Below are 21,226 nucleotides of genomic sequence, written 5' to 3'. Positions count from 1 at the left end.
TGTATGAATTTAGTTAGTAATGCTTTTAAAATTAATATTCTAATTCCAGCGTTTCTGAAGTCTTTTTCCGAACTTCTTGTAACAATTCTTCGTTATCGTTGAGTTTAATTCCGAACGACGGAATCATATTTTTTAGCTTTTCCTGCCAGTCGTTATTGAATTGTTGATTAAAGCAGCGTTCAAGTAAATTCAGCATAATACTTACGGTAGTTGACGCTCCAGGCGATGCCCCCAACAAAGCAGAAAATGAACCATCTGCCGAACTGACAACTTCGGTGCCAAAAGCCAAAACAGCTTTTCCTTTGGCATCTCTTTTCATAGTTTGTACACGCTGCCCGGCAGTTTCTAGACGCCAGTCTTTTGCCTGAGCATCAGGGAAATAATTTTTTAATGCTTCGACACGTTTGTTTTGTGATTGCAGAACTTCCCCGATTAAGTATGCTGTCAAATCGATATTTTTAACTCCTGCCCCCAACATAGTGGATAAATTCGAGAAATTAATCGACTTGAACAAATCACAATATGAGCCGTTTTTCAGAAACTTGGTCGAAAAACCAGCATAAGGACCAAAAAGCAATGATTTTTTACCGTCGATATATCTAGTATCCAAATGTGGTACCGACATCGGCGGTGCTCCCACAGAAGCTTTGCCATATACTTTAGTTTGGTGCTGTTCGATGAGTTTTTCGTTTTGGCATATCAGCCATTGACCGCTTACCGGAAATCCTCCGTAATGCTTGCCTTCGGGAATCCCTGATTTTTCTAACAATAATATGGACGCTCCGCCTGCACCGACAAAGACAAACTTGGTCAGGATAGTTTTTTTCTCGCCTGTTTTTAAGTCCTTGATCATTACTTCCCATCTGCCATCAGATTGTTGTTTTACGTCATATACTTCGGTGTTAAAAGTAACTTCTGTACCACTTTGCCCAGCCTGATATGCAATCATTTTCCGGGTTAATGTGCCAAAGTTGACATCAGTGCCATATTTCATAAATGTTGCCGCTACCTTATCATCGGAACTTCGTCCCTGCATAATGAGTGGTGCCCATTTTTTGATTTGGCAGGCATCTTCAGCAAATTCCATATCAGAAAACAACGGGAGATTTTTCAATGAAGCGTATCGCTTGTTAAGGTAAGTTACGTTCTCATCACCCCAGACAAAACTCATGTGCGGAACGGAATGAATAAAATCTTTCGGATTTTGGATAATATTTTTCTCTACCAGATAAGCCCAAAACTGACGGGAAATCTCGAATTGCTCACAGATATTTACCGCTTTGGTCACATCAATAGCACCGGTTTTGGTTTCGGGTGTATAGTTGAGCTCACAAAACGCCGAGTGACCAGTTCCGGCATTGTTCCAGGCATCGGAACTTTCGACGGCGGCCTCGCTTAATCTTTCTACAATTTTAACTGACCAATCCGGGTTTAATTCTTTGAGCATCAACCCCAGGGTTGCACTCATTATTCCGGCTCCTATTAAAACAACATCAGTTTCTGCGGGTTGATTTATAGACATTATTGTGAAATTTTTGTGCTAATTTAAAACATTTTTCCGGTTAAATAATCCTGCAGCAAAACGGTTGCGGCAATTTCATCTACCAATCCTTTATTTTTTCTTTGTTTTTTCTTCATTCCGCTGTCAATCATGGACTGAAAAGCGATTTTGGACGTAAACCTTTCATCGAGTGTTTCGATAGGAATGTCCGGGTATTTTTGTTGGAAATCACTGATGAATTTTTCTATCTGCGGGGCGATTTCCGAAAGTTCATTATTCAACCTTTTGGGCATTCCGATGATGACTTTGCTCACGCCTTCTTCCTGAAAATAGCTGTCCAGAAAATCGAATAATTCGACAGTAGAAACGGTCGTCAGACCTGATGCGATAATCTGCAAAGGGTCTGTAACGGCTAATCCTGTGCGTTTCGCACCGTAATCAATGGCTAATATCCGGGCTGATTTAATAGTCAAAAGTTCCGTATTCTGATTGAATGGTTAGACGTTTTTCTTCACTATTTTCTACACGTCCGATAATTTGTGCATCTACATTAAACGACTGTGAAATTCGGATAATATCTTCCGCAATTTCCGGCGAAACGTAAAATTCCAATCGGTGTCCGCAATTGAAAACCTGATACATTTCCCGCCAGTCTGTTCCGGATTGTTCCTGAATGAGTTTGAACAATGGCGGTACGGCGAATAGATGGTCTTTAATTACGTGATGTTGGTCGATAAAATGCAGAATTTTGGTTTGTGCACCTCCGCTGCAATGAATCATACCATGTATTTGTGAAGCATTATATTTTTCTAATATTTTTTTGACAATCGGAGCATAGGTTCTTGTTGGTGAAAGCACGAGTTTTCCGGCATCTAAAGGTGTGTTTTCTACCTTGTCGGTCAGTCGTTTTTTTCCGGAATAAATCAATTCTTCCGGTACAGACGAATCATAACTTTCCGGATATTTATTTGCTAAATCGTGAGCAAAAACATCATGTCGGGCAGAGGTCAGTCCGTTACTGCCCATTCCACCGTTATATTCATTTTCGTAAGTCGATTGCCCGAAAGATGCCAAACCAACAATCACATCGCCTGGTTGAATGTTGGCGTTGTCAATCACATCACTGCGTTTCATGCGGGCTGTTACTGTGGAATCAACGATAATGGTGCGTACCAAATCGCCTACATCGGCGGTTTCGCCTCCGGTAGAATGAATGGTTACACCGTGTTTTTTTAAATCCTGAATAAGTTCTTCCGTACCACTGATAATGGCTGAAATCACTTCTCCCGGAATCAGATTTTTGTTTCGCCCGATGGTGGAAGAAAGCAAGATGTTGTCGGTGGCTCCAACGCAGAGCAAATCATCAATATTCATAATCAATGCGTCTTGTGCAATACCTTTCCAGACAGACAAATCACCGGTTTCTTTCCAATACATATATGCCAACGATGACTTTGTACCGGCACCATCTGCATGCATAATCAAACAATAGTCGTTGTCCTGAGAAAGATAATCGGGAATAATCTTGCAGAATGCTTTTGGAAAAAGGCCTTTGTCTATGTTTTTTATCGCACTGTGAACATCTTCTTTCTGGGCAGATACACCACGAAGTGCATACCTGTTATTTTCTGGTTTCATATAACATTGATTATGACCACAAAGTTACAGTTTAAATCAATGCTACGCAAAAGGAAATTTTATTGCTTTTGAAAAAAAATGGAATGACCGATTGTGCATTACATATTAGCTACAGATGTAAAGTTATACACCATAAAATATAAAATGTATGTAGAACATTTATTTGTTCCTGTCATGAATCACATATTAATCAATATAAATCATATTTTTACCGGTAAGTTTTTAGTGAAAGAATTCAATAGTTTTCCGTAAATTGCGTTCTGATTAAAGCTATATTTTACGAGAAAAAATATGAAAAGTATGTCTGTTATTGAATTCCGGTATCCGCTGAATTTTCTTTTTAAGATAACCACCATTTCCAATGATTTTACGGCAAAAGATGCTTCGGGTAAAACTATTTTTTATGTGAGAGAAAAAATTTTTAAGCTTCGCGACCACATTAAGGTGTTTCGTGACGAATCAAAGAAAGAAGTTATGTATGATTTTGTTTCCAATAAAATCATTGATTTTCAGCAGACTTTTACCATGACAAATGCTCAAAAACAGGTTGTCGGGAAGGTGCGTAAGAAAACTTTGCGTTCGTTTATTAAGGCTACTTATCATTTGCAGGACGCAGATGGTAACCATATTTATACTATTAGAGAACGCAATGCCGCCGTCCGGGTTTTAGACGCTTTTTTTGATGAATTACCGCTGATAGGAATGTTATCGGGTTATGTTTTTAATCCGAAATATGTAGTAACAGATTTGCAAGGAAATGAATTAATGGAAATGAGCAAAAAGCCTTCTTTCTGGGGACGAAAATTCGACATTCGAAAATTGTCCAATCAGCCTTTTAACGAAGAGCAGGTGGTTTTGAGTTTGGCTTTAATGGTTATTCAGCAAAGGGATAGAGGGTAATTTATTTCCCAACAACCTTTTTCATCGCATTAGCTTTCAGCAGGCATTCTTGATATTCTTTGTCGGCATCGGCCAAATCAGTAATGGCACTACCTACCGAAAAAGACAGGTATTGCTCTTTGCGGTTATACAAAATCGTCCGGATTATCACGTTAAAGTCAAAATCTCCATCGGGTGTGAGATAACCGACAGAACCGCTATACAATCCACGTTTAAAATCTTCGTGTTCCTCAATCAGTTGCATGGCAGACAACTTGGGCGCCCCTGTCATACTGCCCATCGGAAAAGTGGTTGTTAGTATATCTTTGCGTGTCGTGTTGGATTTGAGTTCGGAAGTAATGGTCGAAATCATTTGATGAACCTGCTCATAGGTATATACCTCGCAGAGTTCTTCAACTTTCACCGTATTTTTTTCGGCAGTTCGTGATAAATCATTGCGTACCAAATCAACAATCATGATATTTTCTGCTCTTTCTTTGGGGTCGGTTTGCAGATTTTTTTTCAGCAGAATATCTTCTTCACGTTTTGTCGAACGTTTTGCTGTTCCTTTAATTGGTTGAGAAATGAGCTGATTGCCTTTTTTCTTTAAAAATCGTTCAGGCGATGCAGACAAAGCATAATTATCGCTGATTTTCATATAAACAGAAAAAGGCGGAGTCGAAATATCATTTAGCTGATGATAGGTTTCCAACGGATTAATGTTTGCTTGTTTTGCGTAAAATTCCATACAGTAATTCACTTCGTAAATATTCCCCAGTCGAATGTGACTCTGCAAAGATTCCACTTGTTTTACATATTTTTCGTAGGGCGTTCTTTGTTGTATTTGAACAGCATTTTCTGTACGAGAATCAGTTGAAACAGTTTGATTTTTAATAATTTCTATATCTTCCAAAACCTCGTTTCTGCAAAGATTCATGTACAGGAAAGTAATTTGATTTTGTTTTTGCAGTAAGATTTTTTTCGGTTGAAAAAAACAAATATCCGGAAACCCGAGTCCGTCATAATTGTTTGACGACAGTTTTTCAATACCGTTTTTCAAATCATAAGACAAATAGCCAAAAAGCCAGTCTTTGGTTTGCTGATAATATTCTTCCAAATCATCAAACGCCGAGAACGAATCGGTTTGCATCAAAGTGAACGCATCAAATGCCAGTGCCGAATCAAAACTGTGAAAATTATCTTGCTGATTGTTGTTGTTCAAAAAAACGACTTCCCGCTCTGCATCTGCCCATTGCAACGCTTGTTGCATGAAAAGTTGCGGATTTTCTACCGTTATGTGATGAATAAATCTATTCATCAGCACGAAAACTTAATAATGCTTCTTTGATTTGTTTCTCTAAATCGGGTTGCAAAATCTGTCCGTTAGCGGTATCAAAATTATCATTAAAAGACGGAAATGTTACCGTAGTAATCCGCCTTGCCTGCATTCTGGAAAAATAAGTGTGCAGGTAATCATTGGCAGCTTTACCACCCATTCTGCCTGTCGAGGCAGTGATAATCAAAATGTTTTTATCTTTAAAAGTATCAAAATCAATACGTGAAATCCAATCCAGAATGTTTTTAAAAAAAGCGGAAACCGTGCGATTATGCTCGTTTGAAACGATGAGATAGCTATTATAATTACTTATTGTTTGATGAAGTTCCTTCAAAGTTTCAGGAAATCCTTCGTTTTTTTCAATATCTATGCTATAAATCGGCAAATCAATATTTTGGATAGCTATATTGTCTATGTTTTTGGCTTCGTCAAACCGCAAAATGCTGTTCAATAGCTGTTTATTGATTGAATGAATAGAATTACTTCCTAACAGTGCTAAAGTTTTAGTTTTCATAATCCAGGTTATTGAAGTTAGAATAATTTCGCCATCGTTCTATGACCGTTTGCATATCTTCCGGAATGTCGGAATCAAAACGCATCGGTTTTTTTGTGGTAGGGTGTACGAAACCTAATGTTTTGGCGTGCAAAGCCTGTCTGGGTAATATTTTAAAACAATTGTCCACAAACTGTTTGTACTTAGGAAAGGTAGTTCCTTTTAGGATTTTCTCGCCACCATATCTTTCATCATTAAATAACGTGTGTCCGATAGATTTCAGATGTACGCGAATCTGATGGGTGCGACCGGTTTCTAATCGGCATGAAATCATCGTAACATAACCGAATCTTTCTATTACTTTGTAATGCGTAACGGCGTGCTTGGCACCGGTACTGTCATCTTCAAATGAAGACATTTGCATACGGTCTTTCACATGCCGCCCGATATAGCTTTCGATAGTTCCTTCGTTTTCATCTACATTTCCCCAAACCAATGCAATGTATTCTCGTTCGGTGGTTTTTTCGGCAAATTGCTGCTGCAAATCGGTCATTGCCTGTTCGGTTTTGGCAACCACAAGCAACCCTGTGGTGTCTTTGTCAATCCGATGTACCAAACCAGGACGTTCGGAACTGTTTAATGGCAGATTTTCAAAGTGATAGGCAAGGGCATTCACGAGTGTTCCCGTATAATTCCCGTGACCGGGGTGCACGACCAATCCTGCTGTTTTGTTTACCACAAGCAAATCATCATCTTCATAAACGATATTCAGCGGAATATTTTCCGGAATAATGATATTTTCAAACGGTGGCTGTTCCATCAGCACACGCACCACGTCGTTTGCTTTCACTTTGTGATTAGATTTTACCGCTATTTCATTAACAAAAATATTTCCGTTTTCCGCTGCTTTTTGGATTTTACTTCGGGTAGCATTCTCAACGAGGTTCATTAAAAATTTGTCCACGCGAAGTGGTTTTTGTCCACTTCCGGCAACAAATTTATAATGTTCGTGAAGTTGTTCGTTATGATTGTCTTCTGTATTCAAATCGGGAATTTTAGTATATGGAATCAATTGCCGGTGCAATATCTTCAAACATTTGATTGATAGAATCTCTGCGTTTATAGCTTAGTGAACCGTCGCCCAAAAGGAAGTCAATCGAAGAATGCTTCAGCACTTTGTCGCCTTCTTTCAGAATACGTCCGTTTTGTTCAATCTGGATAACCACGTCTTCTGCCAGGTGGGGTTCATAGCGTACATTTCCTTTGACCAATCCCAGCCCCTCAATACGCGAAACAGCATAGCGGAATGTATTGTCCACCAAATTCGGCAAGGTTACTGAGGCATAATTTTGTGCATTGATTTTAACGTAAATCGTTCTGCCATCTTTTACTTTGGCGTCTGCTTTCGGGTCTTGTTCCACGATACTCAATGGTGGGAAATCTTTGTTGAAATCCATCGTATCAACAACAACCATTTCCAATCCTATATTTTCCAATTGTAATTTGGCTCTGTCCGGGTCGGTTTTGGCTAAGTTAGGAACAGTTATTTCTTCTCCGTGACGCGTATAAACACTCAGGAATTTCAGGGAAATAAAAGCGATTACAATTAAAATAACCACAGCGATTGCTACCGAAATCCACAGGCTTTTACTTTTTATAAACTGGATAAATGTCATAATTTCATTTTTGACAAAGATAATAATAAAATGTGTAAAACTTGAAAGTAAAGTTGGGCTGATGTATCAACTAAGTTCCGCAAAAAGTCTGATAACCGTTGTCATCAACCGGAAGTAAATATTCAGAACTCAGCTTTCTTCTTTCATAAGGTTTTTCCAATATTTTGTGCAATTCATGGAATGTCGTAAAATCGTTCTTTTCCCGAACATCATTCAGGGCTTTTTCCACCAAATGATTTCTTGGAATAACCAGCGGATTAACCTGTGTCATAAGCTGTTTGGCATCGTCAAAACTAAGATTTTCCGATTGCAGTATTTTCTTCCATTTTTCCTGCCACGACAACAGCTCTTGGTTTTCATTGATGAGGTTGCGACAATCGTCAGATATATGCAAAAAGGTGTTGGTGTAATCCAATCGGTTGATTCGCATAATTTTTAACAGCTCTTCAATCAGTTGCTTGATTTCGGGAGAAGTTTGTGTAAACCCTATTTTATTTGCCATCATTTGCCAGTATTGCTTTTCAAACAGACCCGGATAACTGTTCAGAATCCGTTCTGCCATATCAATAGCAATTTTCTCATTTTCATGAATCAAAGGTAACAAAGTATCTGTGAGACAACTCATATTCCATTGGTCGATAAAAGGTTGGTTGCCAAAAGAATATCGTCCTTTTTCATCAATCGAACTATACACAGTTTGCGGATAATAAACGTTCATAAAAGCACAAGGTCCGTAGTCAATGGTTTCGCCGGAAATTGCCACGTTGTCGGTGTTCATCACACCGTGAATAAACCCCACTCGTATCCAGTTTATCATTAGCTTAATTTGCCGTTGCATTACTGTCTCCAAAAAAGAAATAGCCGGATTTTCTGTTTCTACAAGATGCGGATAATGCCGGTTTATGGTATAATCAAACAAAGCCTGAAGTTTGCTATCGTCCAAAAAATTGTATGCAAATTCAAAAGTTCCCACCCGAATAAAGCTTGACGCTGTGCGAGTCAGAACTGCAGATTCTTCCACATATCGTCGGACTATTTTTTCACTGCCTCCAACTACGGCCAAACTCCTCGAAGTCGGGATTTTCAACGCAAACATCGCCTCACTGATTAAATATTCCCGCAACATCGACGATAAGGTGCCTTTGCCGTCGCCTCGCCGTGAAAAAGGCGTACGTCCAGAGCCTTTCAGCTGTATATCTACTGTTTTTCCGTTGGTGGACAATTCGCCCAAAAGCAAAGCCCGCCCATCTCCCAGCATGTTAAAATGCCCAAACTGATGCCCGGCATAAGCCATTGCCAAAGGCGAAGTTTCGGGATAGATTTTGTTTCCGGAAAAATATGCAACCTTTTCATCTTCTGATAATTGTATGCCGAGTTCTTTGGCTAATGAATCGTTCCATAAATGAATTTTCGGATTAGCTACCGGTCTTGGAGTTACTAAACTGAAAAATTCTTCGGGCAAGTTGGTATATGATGTTTGAAAGTCAATCATTATTTTTTCTCTTTAAGCGAAGATAACAAATGATTGTTTAACTTTACAAAAATATAATTCTAATTGCAGGAAATGAAAAAAGTTGGTATCATCATGGGCGGATATTCCAGTGAATATGAAATATCGCTAAAGAGTGGGGAAGTGGTTTATCAGTATCTCGACCGAAATTTATACGAACCTTATCGCATACATATTTTCAAGGATAAATGGGTGGTTGTTTTGGACGACCGAAGTGAGTATCCGATTGACAAAAACGATTTTTCGGCTGAAATCAACGGACATAAAGTTCAGTTTGACGTGGTGTTCAATGCTATTCACGGAACGCCGGGCGAAGACGGTCTGATGACGGCTTATTTTGATTTAATCAAACAGAAACACACTTCTTGTTCCTATTATCAGTCGGCAATTACTTTCAACAAAAGAGATTTGCTGTCGGTAGTCAAGCCTTATGGAATCAAAATGGCGATTTCTTATTACCTGAATAAAGGCGATGTGATTGATACGGACAGAATTATTCAGCGTGTCGGGCTGCCGTGTTTTGTAAAACCCAACCGCTCGGGGTCGAGCTTTGGTATTTCAAAAGTCAAAACCAGCGAAGAACTGATTCCGGCTATAGAAAAAGCCTATCGGGAAGACCATGAAATCATCATCGAAAGTTTTTTGCAAGGTACCGAAGTTTCTGTGGGAGTTATCACTTATCAAGACGAAATTATGGTTTTGCCGATGACGGAAATTGTTTCGGAAAACGAATTTTTTGATTACGAAGCGAAATACGAAGGAAAATCGCAGGAAATCACACCTGCCCGGATTTCTGACGAGGAAAAAGCCCGTGTGGAAGATGCTGCCAAACGCATATACAAAATATTAGATATGAAAGGTTACTCACGCAGCGAATTTATCCTGATGGACGGTATTCCGTTTTTCCTTGAAATGAACACCATTCCGGGATTGACCGCAGAAAGTATATTGCCCCAGCAGGCGAGAGCTGCCGGAATCTCATTAACTGAATTGTTCGGCGACACGGTAGAAGCGGGATTGAACCAAAAAACAGATTAATCATGAGAAGAGCTGTATTTCCGGGGTCTTTTGACCCGATTACCAACGGGCATGTCGATATCATCAACCGGGCATTGCCGTTGTTTGACGAAATTGTTATCGCTATCGGAATCAATACCGAGAAAAAATATATGTTCGATTTGGAACACAGAAAAAGGTTTATCGAAGAAACTTTTGCTCACGAACCCAAAGTGGTGGTGGACACTTATTCCGGATTGACCATAGATTATTTTTACGAAAAACAAGCTAATTTTCTGTTGAGGGGTTTGCGAAACCCAGCCGACTTTGAGTTTGAAAAAGCTATTGCTCATGCCAATCGTTTTGTAGCCGGAATTGAAACGGTGTTTTTACTCACGTCGGCAAGTACGTCTTTTATCAGTTCAAGCATCGTCCGGGATTTTATCAAAAATAATGGTGATTATAGTAAGTTGGTTCCATCGGTGGTAAAAATTTAAGATATGATGAGTAATAGTTCTTCTTTGAATCTTACGGTACAATCACTCAAAACGTTTGTTCCTGCCAAGGATTACACAATTGCTTTGGAATTTTATCAAGCGATTGGTTTTGAGTTAGTATGGAGTAATGAGCAGTTGTCATTAATGCGTTGTCAAAACTTTAGTTTTTTGTTGCAAAATTTCTATGAACAAACGTTAGCAGAGAATTTTATGATGCACCTTTTGGTAGGTTATGTGGATGACTGGTGGCAGCATCTAACTCGTGTTTCTTCTCAATTTTCACACCCTTTGCAACTGACTCAACCAGAAAATAGAGCATGGGGTATGCGTGATTTTACGTTCGTTGATCCTTCAGGTGTATTGTGGCGTGTCGCTAGTGAATTGTAAATAATTAAATGATGGAAAAAAGAAATAAAAATTTATTAATCGCTACATTAGTGTTTTTAACTTACTGGATGATAACCAAAGTTGTTGATGTTTATAATACACCCTATGGCTGGTGCGATTTATGAATTGACATCAATTTTGGCAGTCTTGGCAACTTTTATTTTGCCGATTGTAGCCATTGTGTTTTGGGCAAAAGGCAAATTTGCCTGGGAAAAGCAATATATTCTTCCATTAATCATTTCGATAACCACTATTTTTGTGATGATTTTTATGCCTTTTTTACATACCCAAAAGTAAACTTTATTATTATGCCTTAAAACAAACTGCCCAAATAAAAAATCGCCAGTTGAGGTATAAGCCCGATAATCATTCCCTGTACAATTTCAGTATGCGTGTGAGCCCGCAAAGATAGCCGGGAACTTGCAACAATACCGGTTAATAAGATAACCAAACTCAACGTGAGCAATGGAAAATGCTTTACTGCAATGGAAGTATTCATCACAAACGGAATCATAGCGACAAAACTGAGCATGTGGATACTCACTTTTTTCTTTAGCATCACAAATCCGAAAGCAATAATATAGGAAAAACTGTAAGCAATCAGGTACTTTTTTAGCTCCAAATTAGGGTTAGACTTTAGGATAACAAACACCAGAAAACCGATTAACAGCACATTCATCATTATGGGCAACAAACGCTCGGTATTGCGTTTTACCATAATGCCTGATTTGAGAACTCTGGTAGATTTCAGGAATAAATAAACAGATACCGGTAGTAAAAAAGTTGTGACAAATACTTGAAAAAGAACAATTAACAATTCCTGAGCCGGATAATAATACCGGGTAATATAAAAATAAAATCCTGTGGTAATGGTTGGCATCAACACAGGATGAAACAAATAGGAGAATATGTCGATTATCTTTCTCAAGGAATCATATTTTTTTACGCATTCTTGCCACCGGTATGTTCAGTTGTTCGCGATATTTCGCTACTGTTCGCCGGGCAATCGGATAACCTTTTTCTTTCAGTAATTCTGCCAGTTTATCGTCCGGGAGCGGTTTTTGTTTATCTTCGTCGTCAATGATATTCTGCAATGCCCGTTTGATTTCGATAGTCGAAATTTCCTCGCCCTGGTCGTTAATCATTGCTTCCGAGAAAAAGTCTTTCAGTAGTTTTGTTCCGTAGGGCGTTTCCACATATTTGCTGTTTGCCACCCGGGATATGGTCGAAATATCCAATCCAACACGGTCTGCAATATCTTTTAGAATCATCGGACGGATTTTAGTTTCGTCGCCATCTAAAAAATATTCTTGCTGATAATCCATAATCGCGGTCATTGTTACATACAGCGTTTCCTGCCGTTGCTTGATGGCTTCGATAAACCATTTGGCACCGTCGAGTTTTTGCTTAATAAACTGTACGGCATCTTTCTGCGATTCCGATTTATTGCTCGATTCTTTATAAGCCTCAAACATATTCTGGTATTCCCTCGATACGTGCAATTCCGGAGCGTTACGTCCGTTGATGGATAATTCCAGCTCGCCATCTATAATTTTGATGGTAAAATCGGGAATAACGTGTTCAATGATTTTGTTGCTCGAATACGAACTGCCGGGTTTCGGGTTGAGCTTTTCGATTTCATTAATTGCTTCCCGTAACTGTTCCTGTGAAATTTCGTATTTGCTCAGCAGTTTGTCATAGTGCTTTTTGGTAAACGCTTCAAATTGATTTTCAACAATATCCGTTGCTGAATCTATGGACAGACTTGGTGTTTTCCGTTTGAGTTGCAACAGCAAACATTCCTGCAGATTTCTCGCTCCGACTCCTGCCGGCTCAAGCTCCTGAATATATTGTGTCAATATTTCTTCTACTGTTTTCTCATCGGTATAAACACCTTGTGTGAACGCCATATCATCGACAATATCCTGAATATCCCGGCGAAGATAACCCGTGTCATCAATACTACCAATTAGAAATTCGGCGATTTCAAACTTTCGGTCGTCAAGCACAAATGTATTCAGCTGATTCAATAAATCCTGATGAAAACTTGCCTGTGCAACTATTGGAGTGAAAGTGTCTTCGTCATCATCGCTGTAATTATTGGTTTTGTATTTATAATCGGGTGTTTCGTCATCGCTCAGGTATTCGTCAATGTTGATATCTTCGGCATCAATGCGTTCGCTGTCGTAATCTTCATACTCCTGCTCGCCGAAATCGTCTGTATTTTCCTGTTCTTCTTTACCCGATTCCAACGCCGGATTTTCCACCATCTCTTCTTTGAGCCTTTGTTCAAAAGCCAAAGTAGGCAATTGAATGAGCTTCATCAATTGAATTTGCTGTGGCGACAGCTTTTGGGCTAATTTTAATTGTAAATTTTGTTTTAACATACAGTGCTACCTATAAATATGTGTATTTTCCTAAGCTAATTATCTTCCCAAATTTAGCAAAAAATAAATGTTGTGGAATATTTAAAACAAGCATTAACACTTTTTTTTAATTTATCTATTTTGAGTAAGATTATTGCGGTTAAATTTTTTTGTATTTTCCGCTAAATTTTTGCTGTAAAAGCTGACCCTCAATTATAATTTATGTAATTTTGTACACGTGAAAAATTTTATAGTCATATTAGCGTGGTTTATGCTTTTTAAACCGATACTACCGCTTGTGGAGTATGTGGTTTTTTATGATTATATTAAAAATGAACTTTGCGTCAATAAAGACAAACCCGAATTAAAATGTAACGGAAAATGCCATTTGATGAAAGAAATGGCAAAAGCTTCAGACAATCCTGAAAGTGGTCAAGATAAAAAACATTTTTCAGTAGAAACAAATATCATATTTCTTGATGAAGCGAAAGAAATTTGCATAGAACACATTTTTGTTTCAGGGTTGCAACCTAAAATAAATTCGGCGTACAATAATCTTTATTTATATACTGAAACGATTTCGGTCTTTCATCCTCCCGTTGTTTGATTTTTTAATTTAAAACTGAGTTGTAAACTCATCTTTTGTGAAGCATTGTTTTTCAATCTGTTTCACACGAATTATCATATCATTTTTTAAAATTAAACATACATTAAAATGAAATCTATCATAAAAAATATATTTACGGCTACGGCTTTTTTCGGATTATTAACTTCTTGTTCTTCTGACGATAATTCGGGAGGAAATGTTGACGGAACTTTCGGAGAGGCAGAACTTTATTTTGATAACGGAGTAAACGGAGATGCTCTTGTTTTAGGAAGTTCTTACACGAATTCAAACGAAGAAACACTGACTATCAATCGTTTTAACTACATCATCAGTAATATTGTTTTTATAAAGGCAGACGGTAGTGAGTTTGTTTATCCGAAAGAAAAAAGTTATTTTGTAGTCAGTGAAGAAAGCAACATCAATACATTGCATTTAGAGAATATTCCGAGTGGAGATTATACTAAAGTGAAATTCGGAATCGGCGTTGATAACCAAAGATATTTGGAGGGCGAAACAGCCCAACAGGAATTTTGGAATTATGCTTCACAACATCATCTGACTTGGACTTGGAGTACGGGATACCGTTTTATCAATTTTGAAGGAACATTTACTTCGTCTAATAATTCCGAGCCAAAAAACTTTCAGATTCATCAAGGGAGCAATACCGCTACGGACAATTACAGAGAAGTTACGCTTGATTTACCGACAACGGCAAGAGTTCGTCAGGACGAAAAACCGAGTATTCACATAATTACCGATGCCAATAAAATTGCCGACGGAGTAAACAAAATTGTTTTGTTTGATAATCTGAATCCTGCAGGAACCAATGCGAGTATAATGGGAGGCGAAAATCTCATTAAAATTGCAGAAAACACATTGCAGATGTTTGTTGTTGACCACGTTCATAACGGTTCAGGAAATCATCACGACTAATTGATTTTTCAGGAAACTTCACGGGTTTTCAAAATCCGTGAAGTTTAGAGCCTGTTTAAATTTGTATTGTAAAAATGTTTATAGGTTATTTTTGAGGTAGAACAAGGCAAATTTTTAAAGGATAGCAAGAGCTATCGTTTTAAAATTTAACGCAGTTATGACCAAAAAGAAACATAAACAAATTATTAGATAAATTTTAAACAGGCTCTTAAAACTAATGAAAATGAAAAAGATAAAATTTTTAATTCTGTCGTGTTTTGTTTTTCTGTTTTTTTCGTGCAATAATGATGATTATCAGGAAATACCTGCAGATTATCCGTTTGATTTGGTAATTCCGTCAAACTTTCCTGATGTTCTTCAGGATGTTGACAATAATTATCCTACCGAAAACGGGGTGGCTTTGGGAAGAAAGCTGTTTTATGATGCCCGATTATCGAGAGATAATACTATTTCTTGTGCTTTTTGCCACGAACAACAGAACGCATTTACACATCACGGACACGATTTCAGTCACGGAATAGACAATTTAATCGGTACAAGGAATACTCCTGCTGTTCAGAATATGATTTTTCAGTCGGAATATTTTTATGACGGAGCCTCCAACAGCATTCAGATGCTTTCGATAGTTCCGATTCACAATCCTGTGGAAATGGACGAAAACTTATCGAATATTATTGCGAAACTGAAACAGGATTCGCAATACGTCAGAATGTTTAAAGGAGCTTTTGAAAATGAAGAAATAACTTCCGCTAATTTGTTGAATGCTTTAGCTCAATTTATGACCGTAATGATTTCGGCTGATTCCAAATATGATAAATATGTCCGAAACGAAACGGGAGGAAGTCTTACTTCGCAGGAATTACAAGGTTTGGCTCTGTTTCAGAATCATTGTGCTTCGTGTCATTCGACAGATATTTTTACGGATAATTCTTTCCGAAATAACGGACTTCCTATAAATCCGAATTTGAACGATTTAGGAAGGGAAACCGTAACGGGATTTCCCGAAGACCGTTATAAATTTAAAGTTCCGAGTCTGAGGAATGTGGAGCTCACAGCTCCGTATATGCACGACGGACGTTTTGGCTCATTGGAATCGGTTTTGAACTTTTATTCTAACGGAGTTCAGAACACCCAAAATCTTGACCCGCTTATGCAACAGCACCAAACACCTGGGATTCCTTTGACTCAAGAAGAAAAAGAGGCGATTATTTCGTTTCTGAAAACATTAACTGATGAAAAATTCATCAATAACCCACTTTTTTATCATCAAACATAAATCAAAATGAAAAATATTTTTTTATTGATACTTTTTTGTATCACATTTAACGGATATTCCAATAACGACAATCCTTATCCGAAATACAAAAATCCTGAATTTCTCGAAGATTGCGATGCCTGTGGCTGTTCTGCAAGCGGAGGAAGTATGGGGTTCAATTCAATGTTAAGCGAAAGATTTGCAGGCGTTCGCTATATGTATCAAAGTTATAAAAGTCGCGATGGCGTATTCAATAATTCTCCTTGGATAGATGAGAATTTCAATACAATTCAGCTTTGGGGAAGAATTCCTGTAACAGAAAAAATTGAAGTTATGGCTTTGGTTCCCTACCACTTTTTAGGTAGAGAAAAAGCAACAGCCTCTCAAAGTTTAAACGGAATTGGAGATATGACAATTATAGCTTTCTACAATGTTTTCCAGACCAAAAATGACAGTGCGGTTTTTCAGCACAAAGTATTTGTAGGAGCAGGGTTGAAACTTCCGACAGGTAAATACAACAATACAAATAACGGGAGTGTCAATCCGAGTTTTCAGTTAGGAACAGGAAGTTGGGATTATAACTTGGCAACCGAATACATTATCCGAAAAAATAAATTCGGATTAAATACTACTTTAGGTTATATTTTCAAAACTGAAAATGACAAAAATTACCAATTCGGAAATCAGTTTAATTACGGAAGTACGTTGTTTTATAATACGACTATTAACAATTTGATGATTGTTCCTCAAATTGGAATTGCAGGAGAAACGTACCAAGCTAATCAGGATTACAAAGAAGATGTGCCATTTACGAAAGGAGATATTCTTTTTAGTAAACTTGGAGTTGAGGTTGGATATAACAAATTTTCGTTTGGCGTAAATGCAATGTTACCGATTTCTCAAAATTTGACAGGAGGGCGTGTTGAAGCAAATTATCGTCTGGCTTTTAGTCTGAATTATAGTTTGTAAATAATTTAGAATAAAGCAATGCCATAAACAACTTAAAAATAGAGCTTACAAAGCTGTTGAAAACTTTACGGTTGGTAACGAAATAAAAATCCCTTCTTATTTGAGAGAAGGGATTTTATTATTTTAGAACTCAGCATTTTTTGGTGTTCTCGGATAAGGGATAACATCTCTGATATTAGACATTCCGGTTACGAAAAGCACCATTCTTTCAAACCCCAATCCGAAACCTGAATGAACGGCTGTTCCGAATTTCCGGGTATCGAGATACCACCACATTTCTTCTTCGGGAATGTTGAGGGCTTTCATTTTTTCTACCAAAACATTGTAGCGTTCTTCTCTTTGCGAGCCGCCAACGATTTCGCCGATTCCCGGAAAAAGAATATCCATCGCCCGAACGGTTTTTCCGTCTTCGTTCAATCGCATATAGAAAGCTTTGATATCTGCCGGATAATCAAACAGAATTACCGGACATTTAAAGTGTTTTTCTACCAGATATCGCTCGTGCTCGCTTTGCAAATCTGCTCCCCAATCTTCAATGATATAATTGAATTTCTTGTTTCGATTCGGTTTTGATGATTTTAAAATATCAATCGCTTCGGTGTAAGAAACCCGTTTGAAATTATTTTCAACCACAAACCGTAGTTTTTCGGTCAGCGTCATTTCACTTCGCTGGTTTTGAGGTTTTGATTTTTCTTCTTCGATAAGTCTTTTTTCCAGAAAATCAATATCGTCTTTGCAGTTTTCCATTACATAACCAACAACTGATTTAATGAAGTCTTCTGCCAAATCCATATTGTCGTCCAATGTGTTGAAAGCTACTTCGGGTTCAATCATCCAGAATTCAGCCAAATGGCGGGTTGTATTAGAATTTTCTGCCCGGAATGTCGGTCCGAAAGTATAAACTTTGCCCAATGCCATCGCATAGGTTTCGGCTTCAAGCTGCCCGGATACCGTAAGATTGGTTTCCTTTCCAAAAAAATCTTCCGAATAGTCTATATTTCCATTTTCATCTCTTGGAGGGTTTCCGACTTCTAAAGAAGTTACCTGAAACATTTCGCCGGCACCTTCGGCATCAGAGCCAGTGATGATTGGCGTGTTTACATAGAAAAAACCATTTTCCTGAAAATATTTATGCACGGCAAAAGACAAGGTGCTGCGTACACGCATGATGGCACCAAAAGCATTTGTTCGCACACGCAAATGTGCATTTTCTCTCAAAAACTCTAATGAATGTTTTTTCGGTTGTATGGGGTATTCTTCAGGATTAGACTCGCCTAAAACTTCTAATTCTTTTACGTGAATTTCAAACTTTTGTCCTTTGCCTTGGCTTTCAATCAAAGTTCCTTTTACGGCAATAGCAGCTCCTACACTGATTTTTCTGATAATTTCCTCAGCAAAAGCGTCTAGTTCGAGAACACATTGAATATTATTGATTGTAGAGCCGTCATTCAAGGCGATAAACTGATTGTTTCTGAAAGCTCTTACCCAGCCTTTTGCTGTAACTTCCTGTAATAACTGAGTTCCTTCCAACAAATCAATGACATAACTATGTTTCATGTATATGATATTTTAATCTTTGCTAATTTACAAATACCTGCAAAGGTAATTATTTTTTTGATGTGATGTGAATATACTTTAAAATAGCTTGTTGTTGGTTGTGACATTGTGACCGAGTGACATTGTAACGGGATAACGATTGTGACACTGTGACGAAGTAACGCCTGTGACAACTCTTGCTTTGTTCATGCTGATGCAGAAAGCATCTCATTCGCTAATTCCGAATTTACTAAAGCTCTTGCCTAATCACTAATTCGCTAATTTCTTTCCGTTTAATTTTTCCCGTTGGGGTTTCGGCAAATTGGTCAACAAAAAAGATTTCTTTTGGTTTTTCATACTGGTGCAGCGATTCAAAATAATCGTCTGTAATAGAATAGGGCATACCTTCTATAATTAAGGTAACTTTTTGTCCTAAATGCTTATCAGGTAATCCTGCGATAAAAAACCGCTGGTTGATTTTTTCGGCTAAGATGTTTTCAATTTTTTCAGGAAAAATCTTTACTCCGCCACTGTTGATGACATTGTCGATTCTTCCTAACCATTCAAAATGGTTGTTGTCAATCAAATCAACAATATCGTTAGTAATAATTAGTTTTTGGCTTACGTTCGGAGCGTTAATTACCAGACATTCTCGGTCGTCGATGGAAAAAGTAACATGAGGCAGAGCTGAGAAATAGTGTTCTTCAATTTTTTTGGCAGCAATATGCGTGATAGTTTCTGTCATACCGTAAGTTTCGTAGCAAACTGTCGGCAGGCTCAACAGTTTTTGCCGTAATGTATCGTCGAGTTTTGCCCCGCCGATAATCAGTTTTTTGATTCGGTGTAATTCCGGCAAACTTTTTTCAACCTGAAGCGGAACCATGGCTGCAAAATCATAATTGTTTTGTGTAAAATGCAATGGGTTTGAAATTGGTTCAATCACATCAAGTTCCAATCCGGAAACCAATGCTCTTATCAGCATCATTTTTCCGGCGATATATTTGACAGGCATACACAGCAAGGCAGTGTCTTTGGATTTTAAATCAAAGAAACCGGTTGTTGCTTTGGCAGAATTTACCATTTGCCTTTTTTCTATTTGTATAGGTTTGGGCGTTCCGGTTGTGCCGGAAGTATGCACAGTCATAAAAGGCGATTCGTTGAACCAGTCCAGGATAAGCTGCCCGAAATCTCGTTCATTTTCTTTTTCCGATTGGGTGTATTGATGAGCTAAATCAATGAATTTGGAAGAAGAATAAGCCTTGCCGTTCAGTTTGAAATCCGAATGTATATGTGACCAATCCATCAGTTATATCTTTTTAGCCAGTTGCTTTTTCCAGTTTTTCCAGCCGTATTTTTTAGAAAAAATAAATAACATTAATGGGTAAATAACCAACAGAGATATAACCATTTCAGTGATTGAAGCCGGTGTTTCGCTATGGTATGTAAAAATGGCATCAGTTTGAAAAGCTACTCCGCTTGATGTAATAAGTAAGCTGATAATTAGGTTATTGGCGGCATGGAATCCGAGGGAGAGTTCGAGTCCGTCGTCCATTAATGTAGCAATTCCGAGAAAAAAACCGATACCGATATAATGTATCATTATCATTGGTCCGGCAGAAATTATTTCAGGATTTCCGGCGTGCATCAATCCGAAAAGAACAGAAGTAACAACCAGTGGCACCCATCTGTTTCCGGCGGCCAATCCGATTCCCTGCATGAGATAACCTCTGAAAAAATATTCTTCAAAGCTCGTTTGCAGAGGCACTAACAGCAAGCTGCATATTGCCAGAATCAAAAAAGGTATGGGGCGAAAAGTAAGCTCGTATTCTTCCGGATAAAGCCAATAACTCACTAATGTAGATATAATCAGGAAAAATGTCCATACGAAAAAAGAAAAAAAGATACGCCGCCAATCCACTTTTTTGCGGGCGGTCGTCAGGCTGCGAATGCTTTGTCCATGAACGAGTTTTACCCAGCCAAGTAAAACAAAAAATAATATGCTCAACGGCAAAACCAACATAATAAATGTAGGCGTTTTCCCGAACTGATTAATCAGCATTTGAATCATATCATCGGGGTCGGTGCCTGATGCGAAAGTATAAATGATATTTAGGGTCATAAAACCTAAAAATGCCAGTGAAAAAGGCAGGTATATTAACCAGCTTTTTCCATTGCCTTTGATTTGTTCGATATACATACGAATCTTGATTTTTTTCTGTCGCTAAGTTAATGTATTTTTGCCTAACACTAAACCAAACGTTTTTATGATTACAATTTACCACAACCCGAGATGTTCCAAATCAAGAGAAGGACTCCAATTTTTAGAAGACAATCAATTGGATTTCCAAACAGTTAAATATCTGGACGAACCGCTGACTAAAAAAGAGTTGAAAGAACTTGTTAAAAAATTAGGGATAAAACCGATCGAATTGGTGAGAACCAAAGAGGAAATCTGGAAAAATAATTACAAAGACAAAGATTTGTCTGACGAACAAATCATAGACGCTATGATTGAAAATCCTAAACTCATCGAACGCCCTATCGTGGTAAATGGCGATAAGGCGGTTATTGCAAGACCGTTTTCATTGATTAAAAATATTTTGTAAAAAAGAATTCTTAACAATAATTTCAGAGAAATCAATAATCT

At 38.0% G+C, this 21,226-nt stretch carries 23 protein-coding genes; 10 read left to right on the top strand and 13 right to left on the bottom strand.

Annotated features, from left to right (window positions below; all coding sequences use genetic code 11):
* Window positions 1–31: 31 nt before the first annotated feature.
* Genes CDL10_RS08340 through CDL10_RS08330 form a run of 3 tightly spaced genes read right to left on the bottom strand, consistent with a single transcriptional unit; the run spans window position 32 to window position 3,139 of the window.
* Window positions 32–1,522: a malate:quinone oxidoreductase gene (locus CDL10_RS08340; protein WP_100678109.1), complete on the bottom strand. Its 1,491-nt coding sequence runs from the start codon at window positions 1,520–1,522 to the stop codon at window positions 32–34.
* A 23-nt stretch (window positions 1,523–1,545) separates the two neighbouring features.
* Entirely contained in the window at window positions 1,546–1,974 is a 429-nt protein-coding gene (gene ruvX / locus CDL10_RS08335) for a Holliday junction resolvase RuvX (protein ID WP_243389318.1), read from the bottom strand.
* Complete coding sequence (locus CDL10_RS08330; RefSeq protein ID WP_100678108.1) at window positions 1,964–3,139, bottom strand: AIR synthase related protein; 1,176 nt, start codon at window positions 3,137–3,139, stop codon at window positions 1,964–1,966. Before CDL10_RS08330 ends, ruvX begins: the two co-directional genes overlap by 11 nt.
* A gap of 291 nt (window positions 3,140–3,430) precedes the next feature.
* Between CDL10_RS08330 and CDL10_RS08325 the strand changes: the two genes are divergently transcribed.
* Entirely contained in the window at window positions 3,431–4,039 is a 609-nt protein-coding gene (locus tag CDL10_RS08325; protein ID WP_133119477.1) for an LURP-one-related/scramblase family protein, read from the top strand.
* Window position 4,040: 1 nt separating this feature from the next.
* On the opposite strand, the gene CDL10_RS08320 is transcribed toward CDL10_RS08325, so the two are convergent.
* From CDL10_RS08320 to CDL10_RS08300, 5 genes are all read right to left on the bottom strand, one after another.
* The gene (locus CDL10_RS08320; RefSeq protein WP_100678106.1) at window positions 4,041–5,336 is read right to left on the bottom strand and encodes an anthranilate synthase component I family protein; all 1,296 of its coding nucleotides are present in this window, start codon (window positions 5,334–5,336) and stop codon (window positions 4,041–4,043) included.
* Entirely contained in the window at window positions 5,329–5,868 is a 540-nt protein-coding gene (locus tag CDL10_RS08315; RefSeq protein WP_100678105.1) for an NADPH-dependent FMN reductase, read from the bottom strand. Before CDL10_RS08315 ends, CDL10_RS08320 begins: the two co-directional genes overlap by 8 nt.
* Entirely contained in the window at window positions 5,858–6,892 is a 1,035-nt protein-coding gene (locus tag CDL10_RS08310; RefSeq protein ID WP_243389317.1) for an RluA family pseudouridine synthase, read from the bottom strand. Before CDL10_RS08310 ends, CDL10_RS08315 begins: the two co-directional genes overlap by 11 nt.
* A gap of 10 nt (window positions 6,893–6,902) precedes the next feature.
* Window positions 6,903–7,523: a PASTA domain-containing protein gene (locus CDL10_RS08305; RefSeq protein WP_100678104.1), complete on the bottom strand. Its 621-nt coding sequence runs from the start codon at window positions 7,521–7,523 to the stop codon at window positions 6,903–6,905.
* A gap of 70 nt (window positions 7,524–7,593) precedes the next feature.
* On the bottom strand, window positions 7,594–9,015 hold the full coding sequence (locus CDL10_RS08300; protein WP_100678103.1) for a protein adenylyltransferase SelO: 1,422 nt from the start codon (window positions 9,013–9,015) through the stop codon (window positions 7,594–7,596).
* 72 nt (window positions 9,016–9,087) lie between these two features.
* On the opposite strand from CDL10_RS08300, the gene CDL10_RS08295 reads away from it, so the two are divergent.
* The 4 genes from CDL10_RS08295 (at window position 9,088) to CDL10_RS08280 (ending at window position 11,210) form a co-directional block, all read left to right on the top strand.
* Window positions 9,088–10,071 carry a D-alanine--D-alanine ligase gene (locus tag CDL10_RS08295; protein ID WP_100678102.1) on the top strand — a complete coding sequence of 328 codons (984 nt, stop codon included), beginning with the start codon at window positions 9,088–9,090 and terminating at the stop codon, window positions 10,069–10,071.
* 2 nt (window positions 10,072–10,073) lie between these two features.
* Window positions 10,074–10,526 (top strand): pantetheine-phosphate adenylyltransferase, encoded by a 453-nt coding sequence (coaD, locus tag CDL10_RS08290; RefSeq protein ID WP_100678101.1) that lies wholly within the window; start codon window positions 10,074–10,076, stop codon window positions 10,524–10,526.
* A gap of 3 nt (window positions 10,527–10,529) precedes the next feature.
* On the top strand, window positions 10,530–10,913 hold the full coding sequence (locus CDL10_RS08285; RefSeq protein WP_243389316.1) for a VOC family protein: 384 nt from the start codon (window positions 10,530–10,532) through the stop codon (window positions 10,911–10,913).
* An 87-nt stretch (window positions 10,914–11,000) separates the two neighbouring features.
* Window positions 11,001–11,210, top strand: a complete 210-nt coding sequence (locus tag CDL10_RS08280) for a hypothetical protein (RefSeq protein WP_133119476.1) — start codon at window positions 11,001–11,003, stop codon at window positions 11,208–11,210.
* Between the two features lie 16 nt (window positions 11,211–11,226).
* On the opposite strand, the gene CDL10_RS08275 is transcribed toward CDL10_RS08280, so the two are convergent.
* Window positions 11,227–11,841 carry a hypothetical protein gene (locus CDL10_RS08275; RefSeq protein WP_133119475.1) on the bottom strand — a complete coding sequence of 205 codons (615 nt, stop codon included), beginning with the start codon at window positions 11,839–11,841 and terminating at the stop codon, window positions 11,227–11,229.
* A 4-nt stretch (window positions 11,842–11,845) separates the two neighbouring features.
* Window positions 11,846–13,300, bottom strand: coding sequence for an RNA polymerase factor sigma-54 (rpoN, locus tag CDL10_RS08270; protein WP_100678098.1), 1,455 nt, complete (start codon window positions 13,298–13,300; stop codon window positions 11,846–11,848).
* A 217-nt stretch (window positions 13,301–13,517) separates the two neighbouring features.
* Between rpoN and CDL10_RS08265 the strand changes: the two genes are divergently transcribed.
* The 4 genes from CDL10_RS08265 to CDL10_RS08250 all read left to right on the top strand — a co-directional run bounded on the left by CDL10_RS08265 (window position 13,518) and on the right by CDL10_RS08250 (window position 17,043).
* A complete protein-coding gene (locus tag CDL10_RS08265) occupies window positions 13,518–13,886 on the top strand; it encodes a hypothetical protein (protein WP_243389315.1) in 369 nt (122 codons plus the stop codon).
* A gap of 108 nt (window positions 13,887–13,994) precedes the next feature.
* On the top strand, window positions 13,995–14,819 hold the full coding sequence (locus CDL10_RS08260; RefSeq protein ID WP_100678096.1) for an MbnP family protein: 825 nt from the start codon (window positions 13,995–13,997) through the stop codon (window positions 14,817–14,819).
* Between the two features lie 223 nt (window positions 14,820–15,042).
* On the top strand, window positions 15,043–16,095 hold the full coding sequence (locus tag CDL10_RS08255; protein ID WP_317045745.1) for a cytochrome-c peroxidase: 1,053 nt from the start codon (window positions 15,043–15,045) through the stop codon (window positions 16,093–16,095).
* A 6-nt stretch (window positions 16,096–16,101) separates the two neighbouring features.
* Complete coding sequence (locus CDL10_RS08250; RefSeq protein WP_100678094.1) at window positions 16,102–17,043, top strand: transporter family protein; 942 nt, start codon at window positions 16,102–16,104, stop codon at window positions 17,041–17,043.
* Window positions 17,044–17,166: 123 nt separating this feature from the next.
* On the opposite strand, the gene asnS is transcribed toward CDL10_RS08250, so the two are convergent.
* The 3 genes from asnS to CDL10_RS08235 form a co-directional block, all read right to left on the bottom strand.
* A complete protein-coding gene (gene asnS, locus CDL10_RS08245; protein WP_100678093.1) occupies window positions 17,167–18,600 on the bottom strand; it encodes an asparagine--tRNA ligase in 1,434 nt (477 codons plus the stop codon).
* Between the two features lie 229 nt (window positions 18,601–18,829).
* Window positions 18,830–19,882, bottom strand: a complete 1,053-nt coding sequence (locus tag CDL10_RS08240) for an AMP-binding protein (RefSeq protein ID WP_100678092.1) — start codon at window positions 19,880–19,882, stop codon at window positions 18,830–18,832.
* A gap of 3 nt (window positions 19,883–19,885) precedes the next feature.
* The gene (locus CDL10_RS08235) at window positions 19,886–20,776 is read right to left on the bottom strand and encodes a CPBP family intramembrane glutamic endopeptidase (RefSeq protein WP_100678091.1); all 891 of its coding nucleotides are present in this window, start codon (window positions 20,774–20,776) and stop codon (window positions 19,886–19,888) included.
* Between the two features lie 67 nt (window positions 20,777–20,843).
* Between CDL10_RS08235 and arsC the strand changes: the two genes are divergently transcribed.
* Window positions 20,844–21,185 carry an arsenate reductase (glutaredoxin) gene (gene arsC / locus CDL10_RS08230; protein WP_100678090.1) on the top strand — a complete coding sequence of 114 codons (342 nt, stop codon included), beginning with the start codon at window positions 20,844–20,846 and terminating at the stop codon, window positions 21,183–21,185.
* Window positions 21,186–21,226 lie beyond the last annotated feature (41 nt).

The organism is Avrilella dinanensis, from assembly GCF_002807015.1.
In the GTDB taxonomy this organism is placed as follows: domain Bacteria; phylum Bacteroidota; class Bacteroidia; order Flavobacteriales; family Flavobacteriaceae; genus Flavobacterium; species Flavobacterium dinanensis.
The sequence above is the reverse complement of the archived record's forward strand: the minus strand, read 5'-3'. Positions and strand labels throughout refer to the sequence as shown.